The organism is Flagellimonas flava (assembly GCF_050617915.1).
Lineage (GTDB): Bacteria > Bacteroidota > Bacteroidia > Flavobacteriales > Flavobacteriaceae > Flagellimonas > Flagellimonas flava_A.
On sequence record NZ_JBODQE010000003.1, the window covers coordinates 483,938 to 501,966 of the forward strand.

Below are 18,029 nucleotides of genomic sequence, written 5' to 3' on the forward strand. Positions count from 1 at the left end.
CAATTTCCAAGCTTTTTTAAGCTTTCCTATTTGAAAAGAAAATGGTATTTTCGCCCACTGAAAATATAGAAAACAAGCAGTAAAATGGCAATATTAGAGAATATTAGGAAACGAACAACTGTGCTGATTTTAATTATCGGGATGGCCCTGTTCGCCTTTGTAATATCAGGAGTCTTTACCAGCAATGATTTTGCAGGAGGTGCCAAAGTTGGCTCCGCGGTGGCTGAGATTAATGGGGAGAGTATTTCCATTGACGATTTTAGAAAAGAGGTAGAGTCTGCTTCAAGACGTTTTGGCCCTACTTTTTCCAATACACAATTGGTGAACCAGGTGTACGAGCAGCAAGTAAGAAACACCATTTTGGATCAGCAGTTCAAGGATTTGGGAATTGATGTGGAGAGCGATCAGATCATTGAGTTTGTGAGGACATCCGGTTATGCCCAAATTCCGGAATTCCAGGATGAGAATGGGATTTTCAATGCCGAAGTATTCCGAAGTGCCGTTGCCAACTGGAGCGTAAATGACCCTTTACGGTACGATGCTTGGTTGCAGGATGAGGCACGTATCATTCAATCTGCTAAAGAGCGTTTGTATTTTAACTTGATCAAAGGAGGTGTGGGGGCCACCCTTGCCGAAGGGGAGTTTGATTACAAAATGGCCAACGAGAAGGTGGACATCCAGTACGTACGTGTACCCTATACGGCCATTGCTGATAGTACTATTCAAGTTTCAAAGGATGACATCCAAACGTATATCAACAACCATCAAGATCAATTCAAACAAGAAAAATCTAGGGATATCCGCTTTGTTTACTTTGAGGAAAAGCCTTCTTTGGGAGATGAGAATCAGGTGAAAGAGGATATCACCAATTTAATTGAGGACAAGGTAACCAACGCTGCGGATACCACCTATGTGGAAAAGCAATTTTCCAATACAGATGACATCGCAGCTTTCTTGGATAGAAATTCTGATACCAAATACGATAGCATTTTCAAAACCAAAAGTGAACTGCCATCCATTGCAGCCGACACCTTAATGGGATTGTCCATTGGCGAAGTGTACGGACCATACCGTGATGGTGATTTCTTTAGAGTGACCAAGGTGTTGGACAAGAAGGCCGAAGGAGCCGTAAAGTCCAGTCATATTCTTTTTGCTTATGAAGGTTCGGAAAGAGCTGGGGCAGATATCACAAGAACCAAGGAAGAGGCTGAGGAAGAAGCTAAGAAAATGTTGGAGGAAGCTACTAAAGCAGATGCCAATTTTGCGGCACTTGCGAGGGAACATTCAGATGACCCAACAGCGGTTCAGCGTTCTGGTGATATCGGATACTTCAGACAAACCGATCTTGGGTTGGCGGAAAATTACAGAAACTTCCTTTTTGAGCACGACTTGGATGAAATTGGAATGGTGGAAACACCTTTCGGATTCCATATCATCAAGATTGATGACAAGCAAGATTTGCTCCAGGTTGCGACCCTTTCGCGTGAGGTAGAACCATCTGAGGAAACCATCAATACTTTGTTCACCGATGCCACCAAATTTGAAATGGCGGCGATTGATGCCGAGCCGGAAGCGTTTAGCGATATTGCTACAGAAAGCAGTTATGTGGTTAGACCAGTTAACAAAATCAAGGAATTGGATGAAAACCTACCTGGACTTTCCACACAACGGGGAATTGTTCAGTGGGCTTTTAACGATGATACCAAGGTGGGAGACATTAGACGTTTCAACATCAATAACGGTTATGCCGTTGTACAGGTGACCAAGAAATACAAGGAAGGATTAATGACTCCAGAGGATGCTTCTGCCACAGCTTTACCGCTCATAAGAAAAGAGCGTAAGGCCGAGCAAATCATATCCGCACATTCCAATATGGATTTGGATGCCTTTGCTTCGGCGAGCAACGTAGCCAAGTCCAATGCCTCTGCATTGACCATGAAGTCACCAACCCTACCTGGAGCAGGAAGGGAGCCATTGGTAGTGGGTACCGCCTTTGCATTGGACCAAGGTGCAACCTCAGGTCTTATTAAAGGAGAAACAGGAGTATTTATGATCCAAGTGACAAAGAAAGATGAAGCACCTAGTGTGGATAACTTTAGCACCTATGCCAAAACCTTGCGTACCAATGCAGCCAATAGGGTAAACGGAGCGGTGTACAACGCACTTAAAGATGGTGCCGACATTGAGGACAAGCGCGCTACTTTTTATTAGTAGACAACAAATAGTACAGCATAAAAGCCTCCCTTAAAGGGAGGCTTTTTTTTAACTAACTAAGGATTGTTCCTATGGACAGACCTACCTAGTGGATGTTGGACTTAGGACTGTTGGTTAATCACATTGATTGAGTAATTCACCTTCAGTAGGGTTGGGGCCTTCATCCAAAATCACATTATCATTTGGGTCTGTTAAGGTGTATACATTTTCTCCTTCCCAATCTCCGGAGGTATATGTCCAAGTAAATACATAGGTGCCTTCTGGTACTGAAATAGTTTCTGTTTGGGCTGATCCGGATTCTGCAGAAACAGAATAAGTGGATAAAACCCCATCCATATTGACAGTAATGGCTCCCCCATTCCAGCCATCTCCATAAAGATCTTGCATGTCTAAAACCCAATCACCTGGAGTTGGGGCGTCCAGACACACAATAGTTGAGGTGTAATCCAAGGGGGATCTGAAAAAAAGCTCCCCGCGTACACTATCCCCGGTATTGGAAGAGGTGAATACGGTACCATCAGTCATTTTGATGGCAATGGAGAAGATGAACAGATCTCCCCCTTCAATTTCCGTAGCGTCTAAGTTTAAAGCTGTAAAAATTTCATCAGCTGTTAATTCAAAGGTCTTTTCTGGAAAGCCGTTGGAATTGGAAGTAAGAGAGGACACATTGACTGTTTCTATTAATACTGGAGCCACAGAAGAATCATCTTCGGTATCGGGATCCCCGTCGGTAGAATTGTCCTGAAAGGCAATACTAAAATCCAAGGAAGCCACCTCCGTTGCATCTTGTGATACAACCTCTCCCGTTAAGGAATAGCTGGATACCACAAAACCATCATTTTTATTAAAAATCCCTCCATTTTCAATATTCCTGAAATAGGCACCTTGCTGTAGATCTGGAGAATGTAAATAGGTGGTTTTATCTTCATCTTCACAGGCACAAAATCCTGCGAATATAAATACCAAGGCAAAAAGTCTATATATATTTTTCATAGTTGAATTTTTTAAAAGTCTAAATCTGAATCACCCAAATCCCAAAATACTTTTACAGCTTGGTTGGGCTTAGGATCAATGTTAGGATTGTTATCAATGGCTACTGAAGGATACTTGAAAGACCGAATAAAAGCTCCTGAGTTTTCCAACTGGGTGGGGGTCATATCCAAAGGCATGCCCGTTCTTCTGTAATTGTTATAGGCTTCCACCACATTGCCCCAATTAGCAATATAGGCTTGTGTCATGATGATGTTTAGCCTTTCCTCATCATTTTCAGCCCCAACATAATCAGCTAGGATTTCCAGGACGTAGGTATTAAGGTCATCGTCGGTTGGAGCAAAATCGCTTCCTGCCGTGTTGGAGTCGAAGTTTACTACTTTGTTCATGGAGGACCAGATTCCCTCTCTTAACATTTCGATGTCATTGTCGGATGTACCTAAAGTCAAAGCGGCTTCAGCCCTCATAAAATACACAAAGGAAGAAAGCACAATTGGATTAACACCGGCGCCCCCCATTCCAGATGAAATCCCTACGGGTTCAAAGGCGTCATCATCAAATTTTCCGCCAATGGGATACGTGCCCCAAGTGGTGATCTTATCAGAATCTGAAGGTAGGCCTTGAGCGTCACCATGTATTCTTCCCCAGTAACCGCTTCCAATAGAGGTACAGAAAGCATCCACACCTTGGGTGTAATGGGTTGGGTAACTTTCAGCCAGACATGGAAAGTCAAATATCCCTTGGGCATCTGCGGCAGGGAAATCGGAAACCTGCCTGTAAAAATAATAGCGGGTTCGTGGATCTGGACCACTTTCAAAACCGTTAACCATAAGATTCATGAAGTACATATTCATGTATTCCCCGCTGGGGGTGTTTTGGTAATTGTTGATGAACTGAGGGTGTCTAACATCCGGAGCGGAAGCATTGGTTCCATATTTTACTTCAAAATCCTCACTAAGGCCGTCTGGACTTATGTCATCAATTAAATCCCCATCTTCCAAAAGCGCATTGATACCCGCCAGGGAAGAAGAAGGATCTACCAATCTGGTGTTATTATATATTCTAAGCTTTAGGGTTTTGGCCAAAGTAATCCACTTTGTAACATCTCCAAAGTAGAAGATATCCCCTGTTGATGGGATACTTGTTGCGGGTTCTTCAGAGAGGTTATCAATGGCTTCATCCAAAAGGGTCATGGCTACGTCATATACTTCTGCATCCTCGTCCAAGGAAGCATTAAATTCATCTGCTCCTTGGAAGGCTGTGGAATAGGGAATATCCCCGAAATAATCCACCAAGGTGGTCAAGGTATAGGATTCCAAAATCTGGGCCACTCCTTTATGATGAAACAGATCAGCTTCATCGGATATGGTTTTGATGGTTTGGATGTCAGAAAGGTGACCACTGAAAGCCTGTCGCCAGACATCGTCAAAATCGCCTGGTTGAAAGGCATTTTCGTATAATGGGCCATACATGTGCAACATGCGCACAACTTCCATTCCGGCCTCAAACCCAATACGGTTGTCCTCATCTTCTTCTCCCAGCCATTTTGAAAAATTGAGCATGGCCCCATTGAGCAAAAGGTTAATGTCGGAATTGGCCGGAGTAGCCGTGTTGGGATTTTCGTTTACGTCCAAATCAACGGATTCACAAGCCCCAAGGCCTATCAATAATGATAATGCAATAAGGGCAGTAATTTTCTTATATATTGTTTTCATGTTTGTTTTTTAGAATGATGCGCGAACTGTTAAACCATATCTTTTAGCGGTGGGACCGGTCAATAGATCAAAACCTCTTGAATTGCCCACCCCTTCACTGGATACTGATGGGTCAAAATTGATGGAGTCTGGAAAGTTGAATGCCTTGAACCACATGTTGTTACCTGTGGCGGTAATGGTTACGTTACCAAAAGGTGTATTTTCCAGCGATTCTTTAGAAAAGGAATAGGATAACGAGACCTCTCGGAGTCTTAAATGTGTGGCATCATAAATTCTGAACTCATCCTCCCCAAGATTTTCCCAGTAATGATCGTTTTGGGTAATCTGGATGTCATTGGGAGTTCCATCCTGTTTAACACCGGGAGCGATGATGGGTATGGTCCTATCAAAACCTGTTTCGCCCGCCAGTCCTCTAATGGTCAAAGTGGCGGCAGTCGCCGAATACATATCTCCTCCATGTTGGTAATTCCATTGCATTCCCAAGGAGAAGTTCTTATAGTCAAATGTGTTTATTAATGTACCCTGCCAATCTGGGTTTGGGTCACCAATAATATCCAATTTATCTTCATCCAAGTAAAGTCCATCGGCACCAACAATGGGGTTGCCTTCGTCGTCTCTTTGGATTGGGGTACCTACAATGACATTATAGGGCTGCCCCTGTACCGCAAAATTCCCTAGATTGGAGTAAGGACCTGAAAGGAACAGTTGATCTTCCTCACCGCCTGGAAGTTCGGTTACCGTACTTTCGTACGCATCAAAATTGGCAATGAAATTCCATTGGAAGTTATCGGTGAGGACAGGTGTAACATTGAACCCAGCTTCAAATCCTTTGGTTTCCAATTTTCCTGCGTTTACAGCAGTCACCGTGTAGCCGGATGCCGGATCCAATCTTCTATCCAATATTTGATCTGTGGCCTCTTTTGTATAAACACTGCCTTCCAAGCCAAATCGATTATTAAAAGCTTTCAAATCCATACCCAGTTCCAACTCAGAGACCAATTCTGGTTTAAGATTAGGGTTCCCAAGTCTATTTACTCCACTGTCATCAATGTTTATTGGACTACCATTGATATTTACGGTATTGCCATTGGCGTCCAGCCAGGCTTTAGCGGCCACACCCAACCTATCACCTGTTACGTATGGGCTGGCAAAGTTTGCTGAACTTCCATACCCAAACCTTAGCTTTAAATAATTAAGGCCATTTTTACTCTGCAATCCTTCAAAGGCCGCTGTTGGTATAAAAGAAATACTGGCACTGGGATAAGCAATACTATTGTTGCCGCTTTCGTGGGTTGAAGACCAGTCATTTCTGCCAGAAACGTTTAAATAAGCAAAACTGTTGATGCCGAGAGTGGCTGACATATATGCTCCAAAGACATTTTCTTGTTCCTGATATAGATCAGTTCCCACCCTATCCTCAAAATTGTTGGCAAAGAAGGCTCCGTATATCAATTGTCTGTCATATTGAACAGAAGAGGAAGTCAAGGTGTTTCTTCTGGCATTGGCCCCAGCGGTAACACTTAAGTTCAGTTTATCTGAGAAATCCTTGTCATAATTAAGTAATATGGAGTGGTCCCATATTTTACCTGTGAATCTGGATTCATAATAGAGCCCATTGGACAAGTATATCCCGCCTTTGTTTACTTTAAATGAGGATGTCTCGTTATAACCGTCAAAGCCAGTTCTCCAAGTCGCGGATAGAGCATCATTGAACTGGTAGGTTCCGGACATAGAGAAGAAAGTCCGATCGGTAACTTCTTCGTCTATTTCATTTTCAGCCGTCCATCGGGGGTTTTGAATACTGTTGTTGGATCTATAATAAACACTCCTATGTAAATCATCTTCATAGGGGAGACCCATTAAGTCTACCGATCTAGGGGTATACAATACGTTTGCGAAAATACCAGATGCACTGCCCACTGCCAGATTTGCGGAACCTGTACTTGCCGCATTGGGGGGATTTCTTTTATCCGTATTGGCATAACTCATGGTTCCGCTAAAGGTGAATTTGTTGGATAGCTTAACTGTCCCTCCCACGTTAAAGTTGTTACGCCTTAAGGTATTGTTAGGGGTAAACCCCTTTTGGTCGCTATTGGAATAACTGAGGTTAAAACGTCCATTTTCAGTAGCCTTGGATACATTAATATTGTTGATTGCCGTATAACCTGGCTTAAAGAATTTTTCAACACTATTATAAGCTTGGTATGGATAAGAGGTGTTCCCCGCAAATTGAGGGAAGAACTGGTCAAATGTCCCACCTCCTGTTTGGACGCTGTTGTATGCGTTCCCGGAATAAGGATGAAGAATTAGCTCTCCGGTAAGTTCGGAACCCCAGTTGCTGAATGCCTTACCTCTACTTTGCTGCCACCCGTTGCCATATCTGTTTTGATAGTCCGGGGTTGAGGATATTTTTTCAAAGAAGTATGATGAGCTAACCGATACTTCCATTTTACCTTGGGATAAACTGCCTCCTCCCGCCTTTGTTGTGATGAGTATAACCCCATTACGGCCTTGCTCCCCATATAGGACGGTGGCACTTAGACCTTTTAAAACACTTAAACTGGAAATGTTGTTGGGATCCAGGTCCAACAATCTACTCGCAGAGTTGTTTCCTGATTCACTTGTTGAAAAAGTACTGGTCTCATTGGTGTCGTTGCTGAACGGAACCCCATCCACTATGATAAGGGGTTGGTTGCTACCCGTCATGGTGGAGAAACCTCTTATGGTAATATTGGTTCCACTTCCTGCCAGACCACTTCCACCAAGAATGTTGACCCCGGCAACCTGCCCAGATAATGCTCGGGCAACATCCGTTTCGGGACGTTCGGCGATATCTTCTCCTTTAAGGGTGGTTACCGCATATCCCAAGGCTTTTTTCTCTCTTTTCACCCCTTGCGCGGTTACCACAACTTCTTCAAGGGCTTCGGCATCTTCTTCCATTTGTACATTGATGGTGTTGCTTGTTCCCACAGCAACGCTCACATCCTTTTGACCCAAATAGGAGAATACCAAGGTTTGGCCTTGACTGGCCACAATGGAGTATTTTCCATCAAAGTCGGATTGGGTGCCTGTACTTGTTCCCGAAACAACAATGTTCACACCCGGGAGCGGAAATCCATTTTGGTCGGAAACGGTACCCGAAACATTCTTCTCTTGTGCCAGTGCAGTTGCGCTTATGCAAAGCAATAGCACCAGCATCATGCATAGATTTTTTGATTTCATAAATAATAATTAAGAGTTAGTCAGAGCAATCGACCAAACAGGAGTTCAACTTTGTATTTGTCAGCTAATTCAAATAATCCTCATGGAAATAAATGGGGAAGAAAAGTTGGCTCCTGTTTTTCGAAGATTGCCGAGCAAAAAAACGAATTGAAAACACGGACTTTGTTAACCCTTAAAAACCTTTACACAATTGCCGAACGAGATTTACAGGCTAGCCCATGAATCGAAACGGTGGCTGATCGTAATAGTTGGGATCACTGATAAAGAAGGATGATGCAATTGATGCAGACATTTAAAACCGTCTGGGGCCAATACAGATCATGATTTCCTAGGCCACCTTGCCCATAAATTCCGAAGGTGTGGAATGGGTCATTTTTCTGAATGCTTTGTAAAAGGAAACCCTGTTGTTAAATCCGCATTGATAGGCCACCTCGGAAATAGAGGGAGCAGTATGTTCCGTTTGGGCCATTAGCTTCTTTTTGGCTTCTTCAATTCTAAACCTATTGACATATTCGTAAAAATTTAGACCAAAATTCTCATTGATTACTTGTGAAGCATGATGACGGGAAATATCCAATAATTTGGCAATGTCATCCAGTCTTAATTCCTGATTCAAATAGGGTTTTTGGGTCAACATCAGATGTTCCAGTTTGTTCTTTAGTTCATGGGAAAAGGCCTTGGAAAGCCCTGTTTTTTCATATTTGTGATTTCCCCCCAAGGACCATAGATGCTGTGGTATCCTTTGATTTATGGACTTAACCCGCCAGGGCTTTATATAAAAGGTAATGGTAAGCAAAAGCAAGGGAACAAACTGCACGTAGCTCATCACTATATAAAACTCCTCTTTGGAATTGCCCCAACCGTAGTACGTGAGAAAGGCATTATAGGACAGCAACACCACAAAAAGCAGTGCCATTTTCTGTTCTTTTCGATTTTTCTTCCTTTTCCAAAGGGATATTACTGTAATCAGCACTATTTGAAATAAGAAGAATAATAAAGTAAAATCCCAAGGAGACACCATAGTATCTGAATTTTCGCCATTTATGTTTCAATGGAAAATTCTGAAAACCCATGATGTTTATACTGCCCAAATTGACGAATGCCCCATTTCAGTTTACGGATAAGGGTTTTTGAAAGGTATTTGCCCTTTTAAGTAGTTCGGTGGTACGTTGGAATTGGATTCCCAAGTGGAAAGGTGAACTACTTAGAGCACCATGTCGGAATAGGGAAGTATAGTGGCATATCCCGTATTCTTAAAATACAATTGATCTTCTGGACTGCCAGTAGCCAAAACAAAGTCGCCTCCCCAGGCACCCAGACTTTTGATGGATTTAGGATAATCCGGGAACAATCTGTTTTTGACTGTAGGTACTTTTAATACTTCCGACAAGGTTTGTTCATGCAAATCCATCAGCGCTTCAAACTCCACTAGAGTGCTGCATGTCACCATGTTTTTGGTGATATGGGTCAAATTATGCACCAATTCGGCCTTGTCAAATTCGAGCAAACGATAGTTGGCAATGGCATCCCTGCTGTTTTGTTTTTCATTGAGATAGACAAAAAATAGATTTTCCTTAAAGGGAGGATCAAACCGAACTTCTTGAACGCTGGGGTGGTTGTCTCTAAGATGGTATAACAAAGGGGAGTTGTGCTGTGCACAAGCAATATCATAACCGCTTCCCCCAAAAGAGCTATGCAATAAGTCGTGGGCATCCACCATGGCCCATTGGGCAATATTGTTGATCAAAGTGGAGGATGTGCCAAGCCCCCAATTTCGTGGAAAGCTTAATCGGGTTTCTACCATTAGTCCTTCTTCATAAACCAAGAACTCACCGTTAGTTTCTCTAACCCCCATGAAAATCTGTTTCAGGCGATTTGAGGCATCCTTGTCATTGGATGCTAGAAGCTTAAGTTCGGGAATAGCAAATTGTGCTTCAAACCATAAGGAATTATCCACATCAAAACTCCTCCACTCCAATTTGTTGGAAGTTATGGGAGAAATCTGGAGTGATTGTCCAAACTTAGTGGGCACGGCGAGCCCAACAGCTCCATCCAGAATAGCATACTCCCCGGAGAGCAACAGTTTTCCATTGCTATAAAATTCTTGTTGCATTATTGCGACTGGATCTTTTCCAAGGCTTCCTTAACGGATGCATTGGTAACTGTATGGTCCTTAAAATAATTGACAAGTTGTTTTTTTTCGCTTTCACTTGCTCCCATTTGGTTGAGCATGTTCATCAAGTGCATTTTCATATGCCCTTTTTGTATCCCCGTGGTGACCAAGGATCGCAACGCGGCAAAATTTTGGGCCAATCCGGCTACCGCGACCACCTGCATCAGTTCTTTGGCAGTAGGTTCCCCAAGAATTTCCAAGGCAAGTTTAACCATGGGATGAAGCGACGTAAGTCCGCCCACGGTGCCCAGGGCCAAAGGCAATTCAATCCAGAATGAAAAGATACCATCTTCAATTTTGGCATGCGTCAAACTGGAATAATGTCCTTCTTTGGCTGCATAGGCATGTACCCCGGCTTCTATGGCCCTAAAATCATTTCCAGTGGCGAGGACCACTGCATCCACTCCGTTCATAATGCCCTTGTTGTGGGTAACTGCCCTGTGTGGTTCTGCCTTGGCAATCTCCACTGCCCGAACTATTTTTTGGGCAAATTCTTGCCCATGGATACCAGCTTGATCCAAGTCGGATATAGGACAGTTAACCTCTGCTTTTACCAAACATTGGGGAACATAATTGGAAAGTATGCTCATGACCACTTCCACTTCTGCTTCCTCAGGTGTGAACGCAGCATACGTTTTGGCTTCGGATTTTAAGGTCTTGGCAAACTGCTCCAGGCAGGAGTTGATGAAATTGGCGCCCATGGCATCCAGGGTCTCAAAAGTGCAGTGCAGTTGATGGTATCCCTTAAGCTTGTCGTCCAGACTTCGGAGTTCAATATCCTTTACCCCACCGCCACGCTTTTCCATGTTTTTGGTAATCGCGGATACACCGCTGATCAGCTTTGGTTTAAGCTGTGCAAAAAACGGTGGTAGTTTCTCCGTGTCGCCATGAAACATAAAATGGACCTGACCCACTTTTTCGGTACCGATAATTTCGGATTTAAAACCACCACGGCTCAACCAAAACTTGGCGGCATTGCTCGCTGCCGCGACCACCGAACTTTCCTCAATGACCATGGGAATGGCGTAGAACTTTCCATTGAGCAAAAAATTGGGAGCCACGGCAAATGGAAGGTAATAATTGGATAAGGTGTTTTCGATAAACTCATCATGCACCTTTTGAACCTTGGGGTCTTCGTTCCAGTATTGTTCCAACAGAGCTTTTGAAGCGATGGGGTCTTTGGTATACTGTTCCGCGATCCAATCGATTTTTTCGCTTTTGGAAAGCTTGGAAAATCCTTCAACAGGAGTATTCATGGTGCTTGGTTAAAGGATTCAAATATAAGGATAATCCCATTTTTGGCTAGGATTTGGATCAAATCGGAAAGATTTCCGGTGTTAAGTGTAAACACATAGTTTATTAATTGATAAAATATTAGTAAACTTGACGGTTTGTAATCAATTATCAGTATTCATGGGAAACAAATTCCTAATTTACATTTTTACCCTCGGATTTTTAACACTTTCGCAAGCCCAAAAAAAGAAAATAACCCTTGAAGATATCTGGCAAGGGTCTTTTAGAACAGAATATATGGATGCACTCCGCTCCATGAAAAATGGAACGGACTATACAGTTCTTAATTTCAACAGATCCCCAAGATCCAGTAGTTTGGATAAATACAATTATGAAACCTCAGAAAAGGTGGAAACCATTGTAGCCTCCTCTGGTGATGTTCCCTTTTTCAGTTCCTATACCTTTAGTAAGGATGAGTCCAAAGTTTTATTGGCCACGGAAATAGAGCCCATTTTTAGACATTCACGTCTGGGCATCTATTATGTATATGACGTAGGAGCAAAAAGCATCACCAAGATTTCCGATCAAAAAATTCAGGAGCCTTTGCTATCTCCGGATGGGTCAGCTGTGGCCTATGTCCACAATAACAATATTTATGTGTTTGATCTAGGGTCTAAATCCACAAAGCAAATTACTTCGGATGGGAGCAAGGGAACCATTATCAATGGCGTTACCGATTGGGTTTATGAGGAAGAGTTTGCCTTTGTAAGGGCTTTTGCATGGAACAGCGATGGGAGCAAGATTGCCTTCCTTCGATTTGATGAGACCAATGTTCCCCATTTTTCAATGGATGTTTTTGGACAGAATCTGTATCCTTTTCAGTATGAATTCAAATACCCTAAAGCAGGAGAGGAAAATGCCACGGTAAGTCTTCACATGTATGATGCCGCCACGGGAAATATCTCCAATGTGGAATTGGGCGATGCCTATTATATTCCAAGGATCAAATGGAAAAACAATCCCAATGAATTGAGCGTCCAGACCCTCAATAGACATCAGAATGATTTGAAGATTTACACCGTCAACGCGGCTAACAACTCAGTTGGTCTTTTGTTGGAAGAAAAAGATGCAGCTTATGTGGACATTACTGATGATCTTACCTTTTTACCGGATGACAGTTTTATCTGGACGAGCGAACAGGATGGGTTTAACCATATCTATTTATATGGAAAAGATGGAAAGTTGAAAAACCAAGTGACCCAAGGCCCTTGGGAGGTAACGGCCTATTATGGTTATGATGAAAAACGAAAGCGAATTTACTACCAATCCTCGGAAAATGGTTCTATAAATCGAGGGGTGTACAGCGTGGGATCAAATGGAAAGAAAAAGAAAGCGTTGAGCGCCAATGAAGGTACCAATGGTGCGGCGTTTAGTTCCAACTTCACCTATTATATAAATACCTACTCCAGTGCCACCACTCCATATCAATTTACATTGCACCAAGCTTCCGATGGGAAATTAATTAAGACGATCAAGGACAATAAAATCCTGGACGAAAAATTGGAAGGCTATGAATTGAGTCCAAAGGAATTTTCAACAATCAGTATCAATGGCAATGACCTGAACATGTGGATGATCAAACCTGCGGATTTTGATCCCAATAAAAAGTACCCACTTTTGATGTTCCAATATAGCGGACCCGGTTCCCAACAGGTTGCCAATAGGTGGTTGGGAAGCAATGATTACTGGCACGAAATGTTGGCATCCGAAGGCTATATTGTGGCCTGTGTGGATGGAAGGGGAACTGGTTTGAAAGGGCGCGACTTTAAAAAAGTCACCTATATGAATCTGGTAAAATACGAGACCGAGGATCAGATAGCGGTGGCTAAGAAACTGAGTGAACGCCCTTATATTGATGAAAACCGTACCGGTATTTGGGGCTGGAGCTATGGAGGTCACATGAGTACCAACTGCTTGTTGAAGGGGAATGATGTCTTTGAAATGGCTATTGCCGTGGCACCAGTTACTTCATGGCGATTCTACGACACCATTTACACCGAACGCTTTATGCGTACCCCAGCAGAAAATCCTGGGGGGTATGACGACAACTCACCTTTTAACTACCCCGAATTGTTAAAGGGAAAATACCTCTTGGTCCATGGCTCAGGGGATGACAATGTGCATGTGCAAAATTCTATGCGTATGATTGAGGCCTTGGTGCAGGCGAACAAAGATTTTGATTGGGCCATTTATCCTGATAAAAATCATGGGATCTATGGGGGCAATACCCGACTCCATCTATTCAGTAAGATGACCAAGTTCGTCAAGGAAAATTTGTAACCAAACTATCTAATATATGTCAGATATTGTAAAACCGGCTAGCGAAAAGCAGCTCTTTGGGCACCCACAAGGCCTATTCTACCTGTTTTTTGCAGAGTTGTGGGAGCGCTTTAGTTTCTATGGAATGCGTGCATTGCTCACGCTCTATATGGTCAATGTAATTTTTGAGGCATTGGCTACGAGGGATTATGCCGCAGCGGCAGTTTATGCTTCTTATGGTTCCTTGGTTTATGCTTCCACAGTTATCGGGGGTAAGATTTCGGATTCCATTCTAGGAATGCGGGCATCCATTTTTTTAGGTGGAATTTTGATGGCCCTAGGACATTTTGTATTGGCCATTGAACATAATATAGCCTTCTTCCTGGCCCTCGCTTTGATCATTGTTGGAAATGGCTTTTTTAAACCCAACATATCCACCTTTGTAGGAACGCTGTATAAGGATGGGGATCCCCGAAAGGATTCCGGGTTCACCATATTTTATATGGGAATAAATATTGGAGGATTTGTTTCCCCTTTACTCTGTGGCTGGCTTGGAGAAACTTATGGATGGCACTACGGATTTGGTCTTGCCGGAATTGGCATGTTAACAGGGCTGCTGTTCTTCTGGAGTGGTATCAAAAAGAATGTATTTGGTGACGGAGGAAGACCTCCCAGTGTTGAGGTTTATGAAAAGAAAGTCATGGGAATACCCCAAAAACACTTGATTCCCATTTTGGCCTTTTTGTCTGCACCTTTGATTGCATTTTTACTGCACTCCTACAAGTCATTGGGAGCCGAAGGAACAGCTTTTGCCGATACCAATATTGTAAACCTCTTGTTTTATCTGGTGGGGATTGTTGTGCTGATTTATATGGCAACAATCATGGTCAAATCAACGGTGGATGAGCGCAAAAAGCTCTTTATGGCGTTGCTGATTACATTCTTTATGACCATTTTCTGGGGCTTTCATGAACTGCACGGCAGTGTGATTACCTTGTTTGCAGCTCGAAATGTGGACTTGACCTTGATCAATGCGAGTCAAACGAATGCCCTTAACTCCATGTTCATTGTTATTTTGTCCATCCCTATTTCCATCATGTGGACCTATATGGCCAAAAAGAAGATCAATCCGAGAACCCCGTACAAATTTGGAATGGGACTAGTGTTGGCAGGTTTGGCCTTTTATGTGGTGTCCTTAAGTGGTGGTAGTGCGGATGAAAATGGGATGGTTCCGTTTTCCTATTTGCTCTGGCTATATTTTATTATTTCCGTAGGAGAATTATTCATGTCCCCTGTGGGATTATCAAAAATCACCGATTTATCGCCTAAAAGGATTGTGGCCTTTATGATGGGGGTTTGGTTCCTTTCATCAGCATACGCCTTCCAAATTGTTGGTTTCATCTCCAAACAATTGGCCATTGAAAGTACGGATAGCAATGTTGGAGGTCTCGAAACCCTGGATGTCTATTTGGATGGATTCCGATTGATAGCCATTTATGCATTAGTGGCTGGTGCAGTGGTATTGCTGTTTGGCCCCTTGATGAAACGCTTGATGGGCAACGTCCATTAATCTTCATCAAAATTGAAAACATAAAATCCCTTTTCACTGGTACTGTGAAAGGGGATTTCTTTTTGGGCGCAGGTCGTTTTCCATTGCTCCACATAACTCCTGTAGTTGCTACCATCTGCCAAGACCACTTTGGGTTGGACAGAATCCAAGAGTCGGCCCAAATGAACTTTTGGGGATTGGGTGAGTAGGAGATAATCAATTTCATTAGTCATAGGATAGTTGCCAAAGCTGTCCACCACAAAAATTCTATTTTGATTAAGGCGATAACTGTTTTTTAATGCATGCACTTTGGTGGATGCAATGCGCTCTGCAATTTTGAAATTGTCAATCCACATGGGTTGGAGAAGTGTATCACTCGTATGGATTTTTAAGCTGTCTGCTTGGTGATGGAGCAGCAAGCTTTGTTTGGTTTGATGGGCCAAGATCAAGTTTTGGGTGGAATTGGATTGCCACTGGTTCCAAATAACCCATAGCTGCATTGATGCTATGCTGATGCCCAGAAACCAAATGTTTCTGACTCTGGGTTTGGATAGTGTTCGAACCAATGAAATGATGAGAACATATCCCAAGACCATCTGAACTTGGTCAAATGGAATGTCCCTAAAAACAAATCCTTCTTGCTTTCCCACCCAGGCCACTGCTGCATTCATGGTTCCAATTAAAAAGTTATATACCTCCACCACTTGAGTGGGCAAGGCATGGGCCAAGGACAGAACGATGACTAGAATTCCCATACCCAACAACAGCCCTAGAAAGGGCACCACCAACAGATTGGAAACAAAGAATAAGGCGGGAAATTGATGAAAATAGTAGAGGCTTATAGGCAAAACACCCAATTGGGCCGCAATACTGACGGACATAAGTTGCCAGGACTTTTGTAAGATGATATTCTCCAGCGACCAAAACCGTTGCAATTTGGGATACAGCCAAACAATGGCAAATACGGCAGCATAACTCATTTGAAATCCCACCTGGAATAGGAACAAAGGCTTGATCAACAAGATAAAGAACATGGAAAGCGCCAAAATGTTGAAGGCGTTGGTGGGACGGTTCAAGTGCATGGCATAGGCCACAAAGGAGAACATGGTAACCGCTCGAACAATGGAGGGTGATAATCCTGCGATAAAGGCATACATCCAAAGAAAAAGAACCACCGCAATTAACTTAAAGGTTTTCCCCTTTGGGAGTCTTTCCAGGGGCGACAGTAAAAATTGAAACAAAAGAAGCAGGATGCCCACATGTAGTCCAGAAACAGCCAAAATATGTACCGCTCCAGCATCCCTGTAACTTTTGTAGGTGTCCTCAGATATGTCATCCCGCTGACCAAGTACCAAGGCCTGGATTACGCTTAATTCTTCCTTTCCAAATGCCTCTTGCTTCAAGTCGGAAATTATTCGATTCCTAAAACGGGAGGCTATTCCGTATAGCGTAGAGGAGGGATTTTCCTGAATCCTAAATTGGTTGGGCTCTGCTCGAATTTGATGGCGGATTCCTTGTTTGGCCAAATAATCTTGGTAGTCAAAACTGTTTGGGTTTAAAGGGGGGCGGATGGTTTCCGCCTTTCCCCAAAGTGCAAGCTCGTCGTCAACCCTTAGCTTCTTGGCAGTGGAATCCAAAGGCAGTGTAAGCAGCAGTTTTCCCCTTGACTTGCTCCGGTCCAACGAATGCAACTGGGTTATAAATCGCTGGGAATAGGAGTTCGGTTTTAGGACTTCCTGAATCTTTAGTTCCCATAAGCCTGTGACATCTTCCTTGGGATTTTCAGACCTTTCTTCCCATGTGCTGGACGTTGAAATAGTTACCGTAAAAATTCCGAGAATTATTGCGCTTATTGCACTAAGGCATTCAAAAAATGGGAAGGCTCGACGTTTTTGCCTTTTGGAACTAAAATAGAGGAAGGGGAGTAGTGAGAGAAGAAGAATCAAAGCCCAATTGGGCCTAATATTCCAATAAAATCCCAACACAATGCCCACGATTAGGCAGAGTGTCAACTTAATGGACACAAAATTTAATTGCTGCATTTACAATATCCTCATGGCCTTGACAAAGGCGTGGTTCCAATACCCTTCCCTAAGGGAAGAAACTATGACTCCACGTGAGGTTGTAGCGTGAATAAATTTGATTTCGTTTCGGTCGACATCGACCACCAATCCCACATGATTGATGCGTTTGCCACTTTTGCCGGTCTTAAAATAAAGAAGATCTCCTTTTTGCACCTGGCCTACCTTAATTCGTTTTCCATGTTCCGCCATCTGGTGCGATACCCTGGGAAATTCGATATCATTTTCCTTGAGCGAAACAAACACCAATCCTGAGCAATCCATGCCTTTCTGGGTGGTTCCCCCGAATTTGTAACGGGTGCCCGAAAAGGTCATCGCCGTAGCAATGATACTTTGGGCTTTGGTATTTTCGCCTTCTTCTTTTCTAGAGATTTTGGGTGGTGCAGCTTCCTCGATTGAACCTTCGACCGTAATGGTAGGAGTTCTATTTTTACTATACGTTCGCTTCTTTTTTGCCCCACAACCGAGCAGGAACAAAAGGGTAAGAATGCAAAGGACGTTTCGTAACATGTTAAGTAGGTTTGTGACTTGTG

At 43.1% G+C, this 18,029-nt stretch carries 11 protein-coding genes; 3 read left to right on the plus strand and 8 right to left on the minus strand.

Annotated features, from left to right (window positions below; translation table 11 throughout):
* The first annotated feature begins 84 nt into the window (after positions 1 to 84).
* Positions 85 to 2,211, plus strand: a complete 2,127-nt coding sequence (locus ACRHOZ_RS10805) for a peptidylprolyl isomerase (RefSeq protein ID WP_431125508.1) — start codon at positions 85 to 87, stop codon at positions 2,209 to 2,211.
* 117 nt (positions 2,212 to 2,328) lie between these two features.
* On the opposite strand, the gene ACRHOZ_RS10810 is transcribed toward ACRHOZ_RS10805, so the two are convergent.
* The 6 genes from ACRHOZ_RS10810 to ACRHOZ_RS10835 form a co-directional block, all read right to left on the minus strand.
* Positions 2,329 to 3,207 (minus strand): hypothetical protein, encoded by an 879-nt coding sequence (locus ACRHOZ_RS10810; protein ID WP_431125510.1) that lies wholly within the window; start codon positions 3,205 to 3,207, stop codon positions 2,329 to 2,331.
* 11 nt (positions 3,208 to 3,218) lie between these two features.
* A complete protein-coding gene (locus ACRHOZ_RS10815) occupies positions 3,219 to 4,919 on the minus strand; it encodes a SusD/RagB family nutrient-binding outer membrane lipoprotein (protein ID WP_431125512.1) in 1,701 nt (566 codons plus the stop codon).
* 9 nt (positions 4,920 to 4,928) lie between these two features.
* Positions 4,929 to 8,141 (minus strand): SusC/RagA family TonB-linked outer membrane protein, encoded by a 3,213-nt coding sequence (locus tag ACRHOZ_RS10820; RefSeq protein WP_431125514.1) that lies wholly within the window; start codon positions 8,139 to 8,141, stop codon positions 4,929 to 4,931.
* A gap of 328 nt (positions 8,142 to 8,469) precedes the next feature.
* A complete protein-coding gene (locus ACRHOZ_RS10825; RefSeq protein WP_431125516.1) occupies positions 8,470 to 9,057 on the minus strand; it encodes a helix-turn-helix domain-containing protein in 588 nt (195 codons plus the stop codon).
* A gap of 288 nt (positions 9,058 to 9,345) precedes the next feature.
* Positions 9,346 to 10,254, minus strand: a complete 909-nt coding sequence (locus ACRHOZ_RS10830) for a GYDIA family GHMP kinase (RefSeq protein ID WP_431125518.1) — start codon at positions 10,252 to 10,254, stop codon at positions 9,346 to 9,348.
* Positions 10,254 to 11,570 carry a hydroxymethylglutaryl-CoA reductase, degradative gene (locus ACRHOZ_RS10835; protein ID WP_431125520.1) on the minus strand — a complete coding sequence of 439 codons (1,317 nt, stop codon included), beginning with the start codon at positions 11,568 to 11,570 and terminating at the stop codon, positions 10,254 to 10,256. Before ACRHOZ_RS10835 ends, ACRHOZ_RS10830 begins: the two co-directional genes overlap by 1 nt.
* A gap of 157 nt (positions 11,571 to 11,727) precedes the next feature.
* Here ACRHOZ_RS10835 and ACRHOZ_RS10840 point away from each other — a divergent pair, with 157 nt between their 5' ends.
* Complete coding sequence (locus ACRHOZ_RS10840; RefSeq protein WP_431125522.1) at positions 11,728 to 13,887, plus strand: S9 family peptidase; 2,160 nt, start codon at positions 11,728 to 11,730, stop codon at positions 13,885 to 13,887.
* Between the two features lie 16 nt (positions 13,888 to 13,903).
* Positions 13,904 to 15,436, plus strand: a complete 1,533-nt coding sequence (locus tag ACRHOZ_RS10845) for a peptide MFS transporter (RefSeq protein ID WP_431125524.1) — start codon at positions 13,904 to 13,906, stop codon at positions 15,434 to 15,436.
* Here the strand turns inward: ACRHOZ_RS10845 and ACRHOZ_RS10850 are convergent.
* Positions 15,433 to 17,457: a ComEC/Rec2 family competence protein gene (locus ACRHOZ_RS10850; protein WP_431125526.1), complete on the minus strand. Its 2,025-nt coding sequence runs from the start codon at positions 17,455 to 17,457 to the stop codon at positions 15,433 to 15,435. The genes ACRHOZ_RS10845 and ACRHOZ_RS10850 overlap by 4 nt on opposite strands.
* A complete protein-coding gene (locus ACRHOZ_RS10855; RefSeq protein WP_431125528.1) occupies positions 17,458 to 18,006 on the minus strand; it encodes a C40 family peptidase in 549 nt (182 codons plus the stop codon).
* Positions 18,007 to 18,029 lie beyond the last annotated feature (23 nt).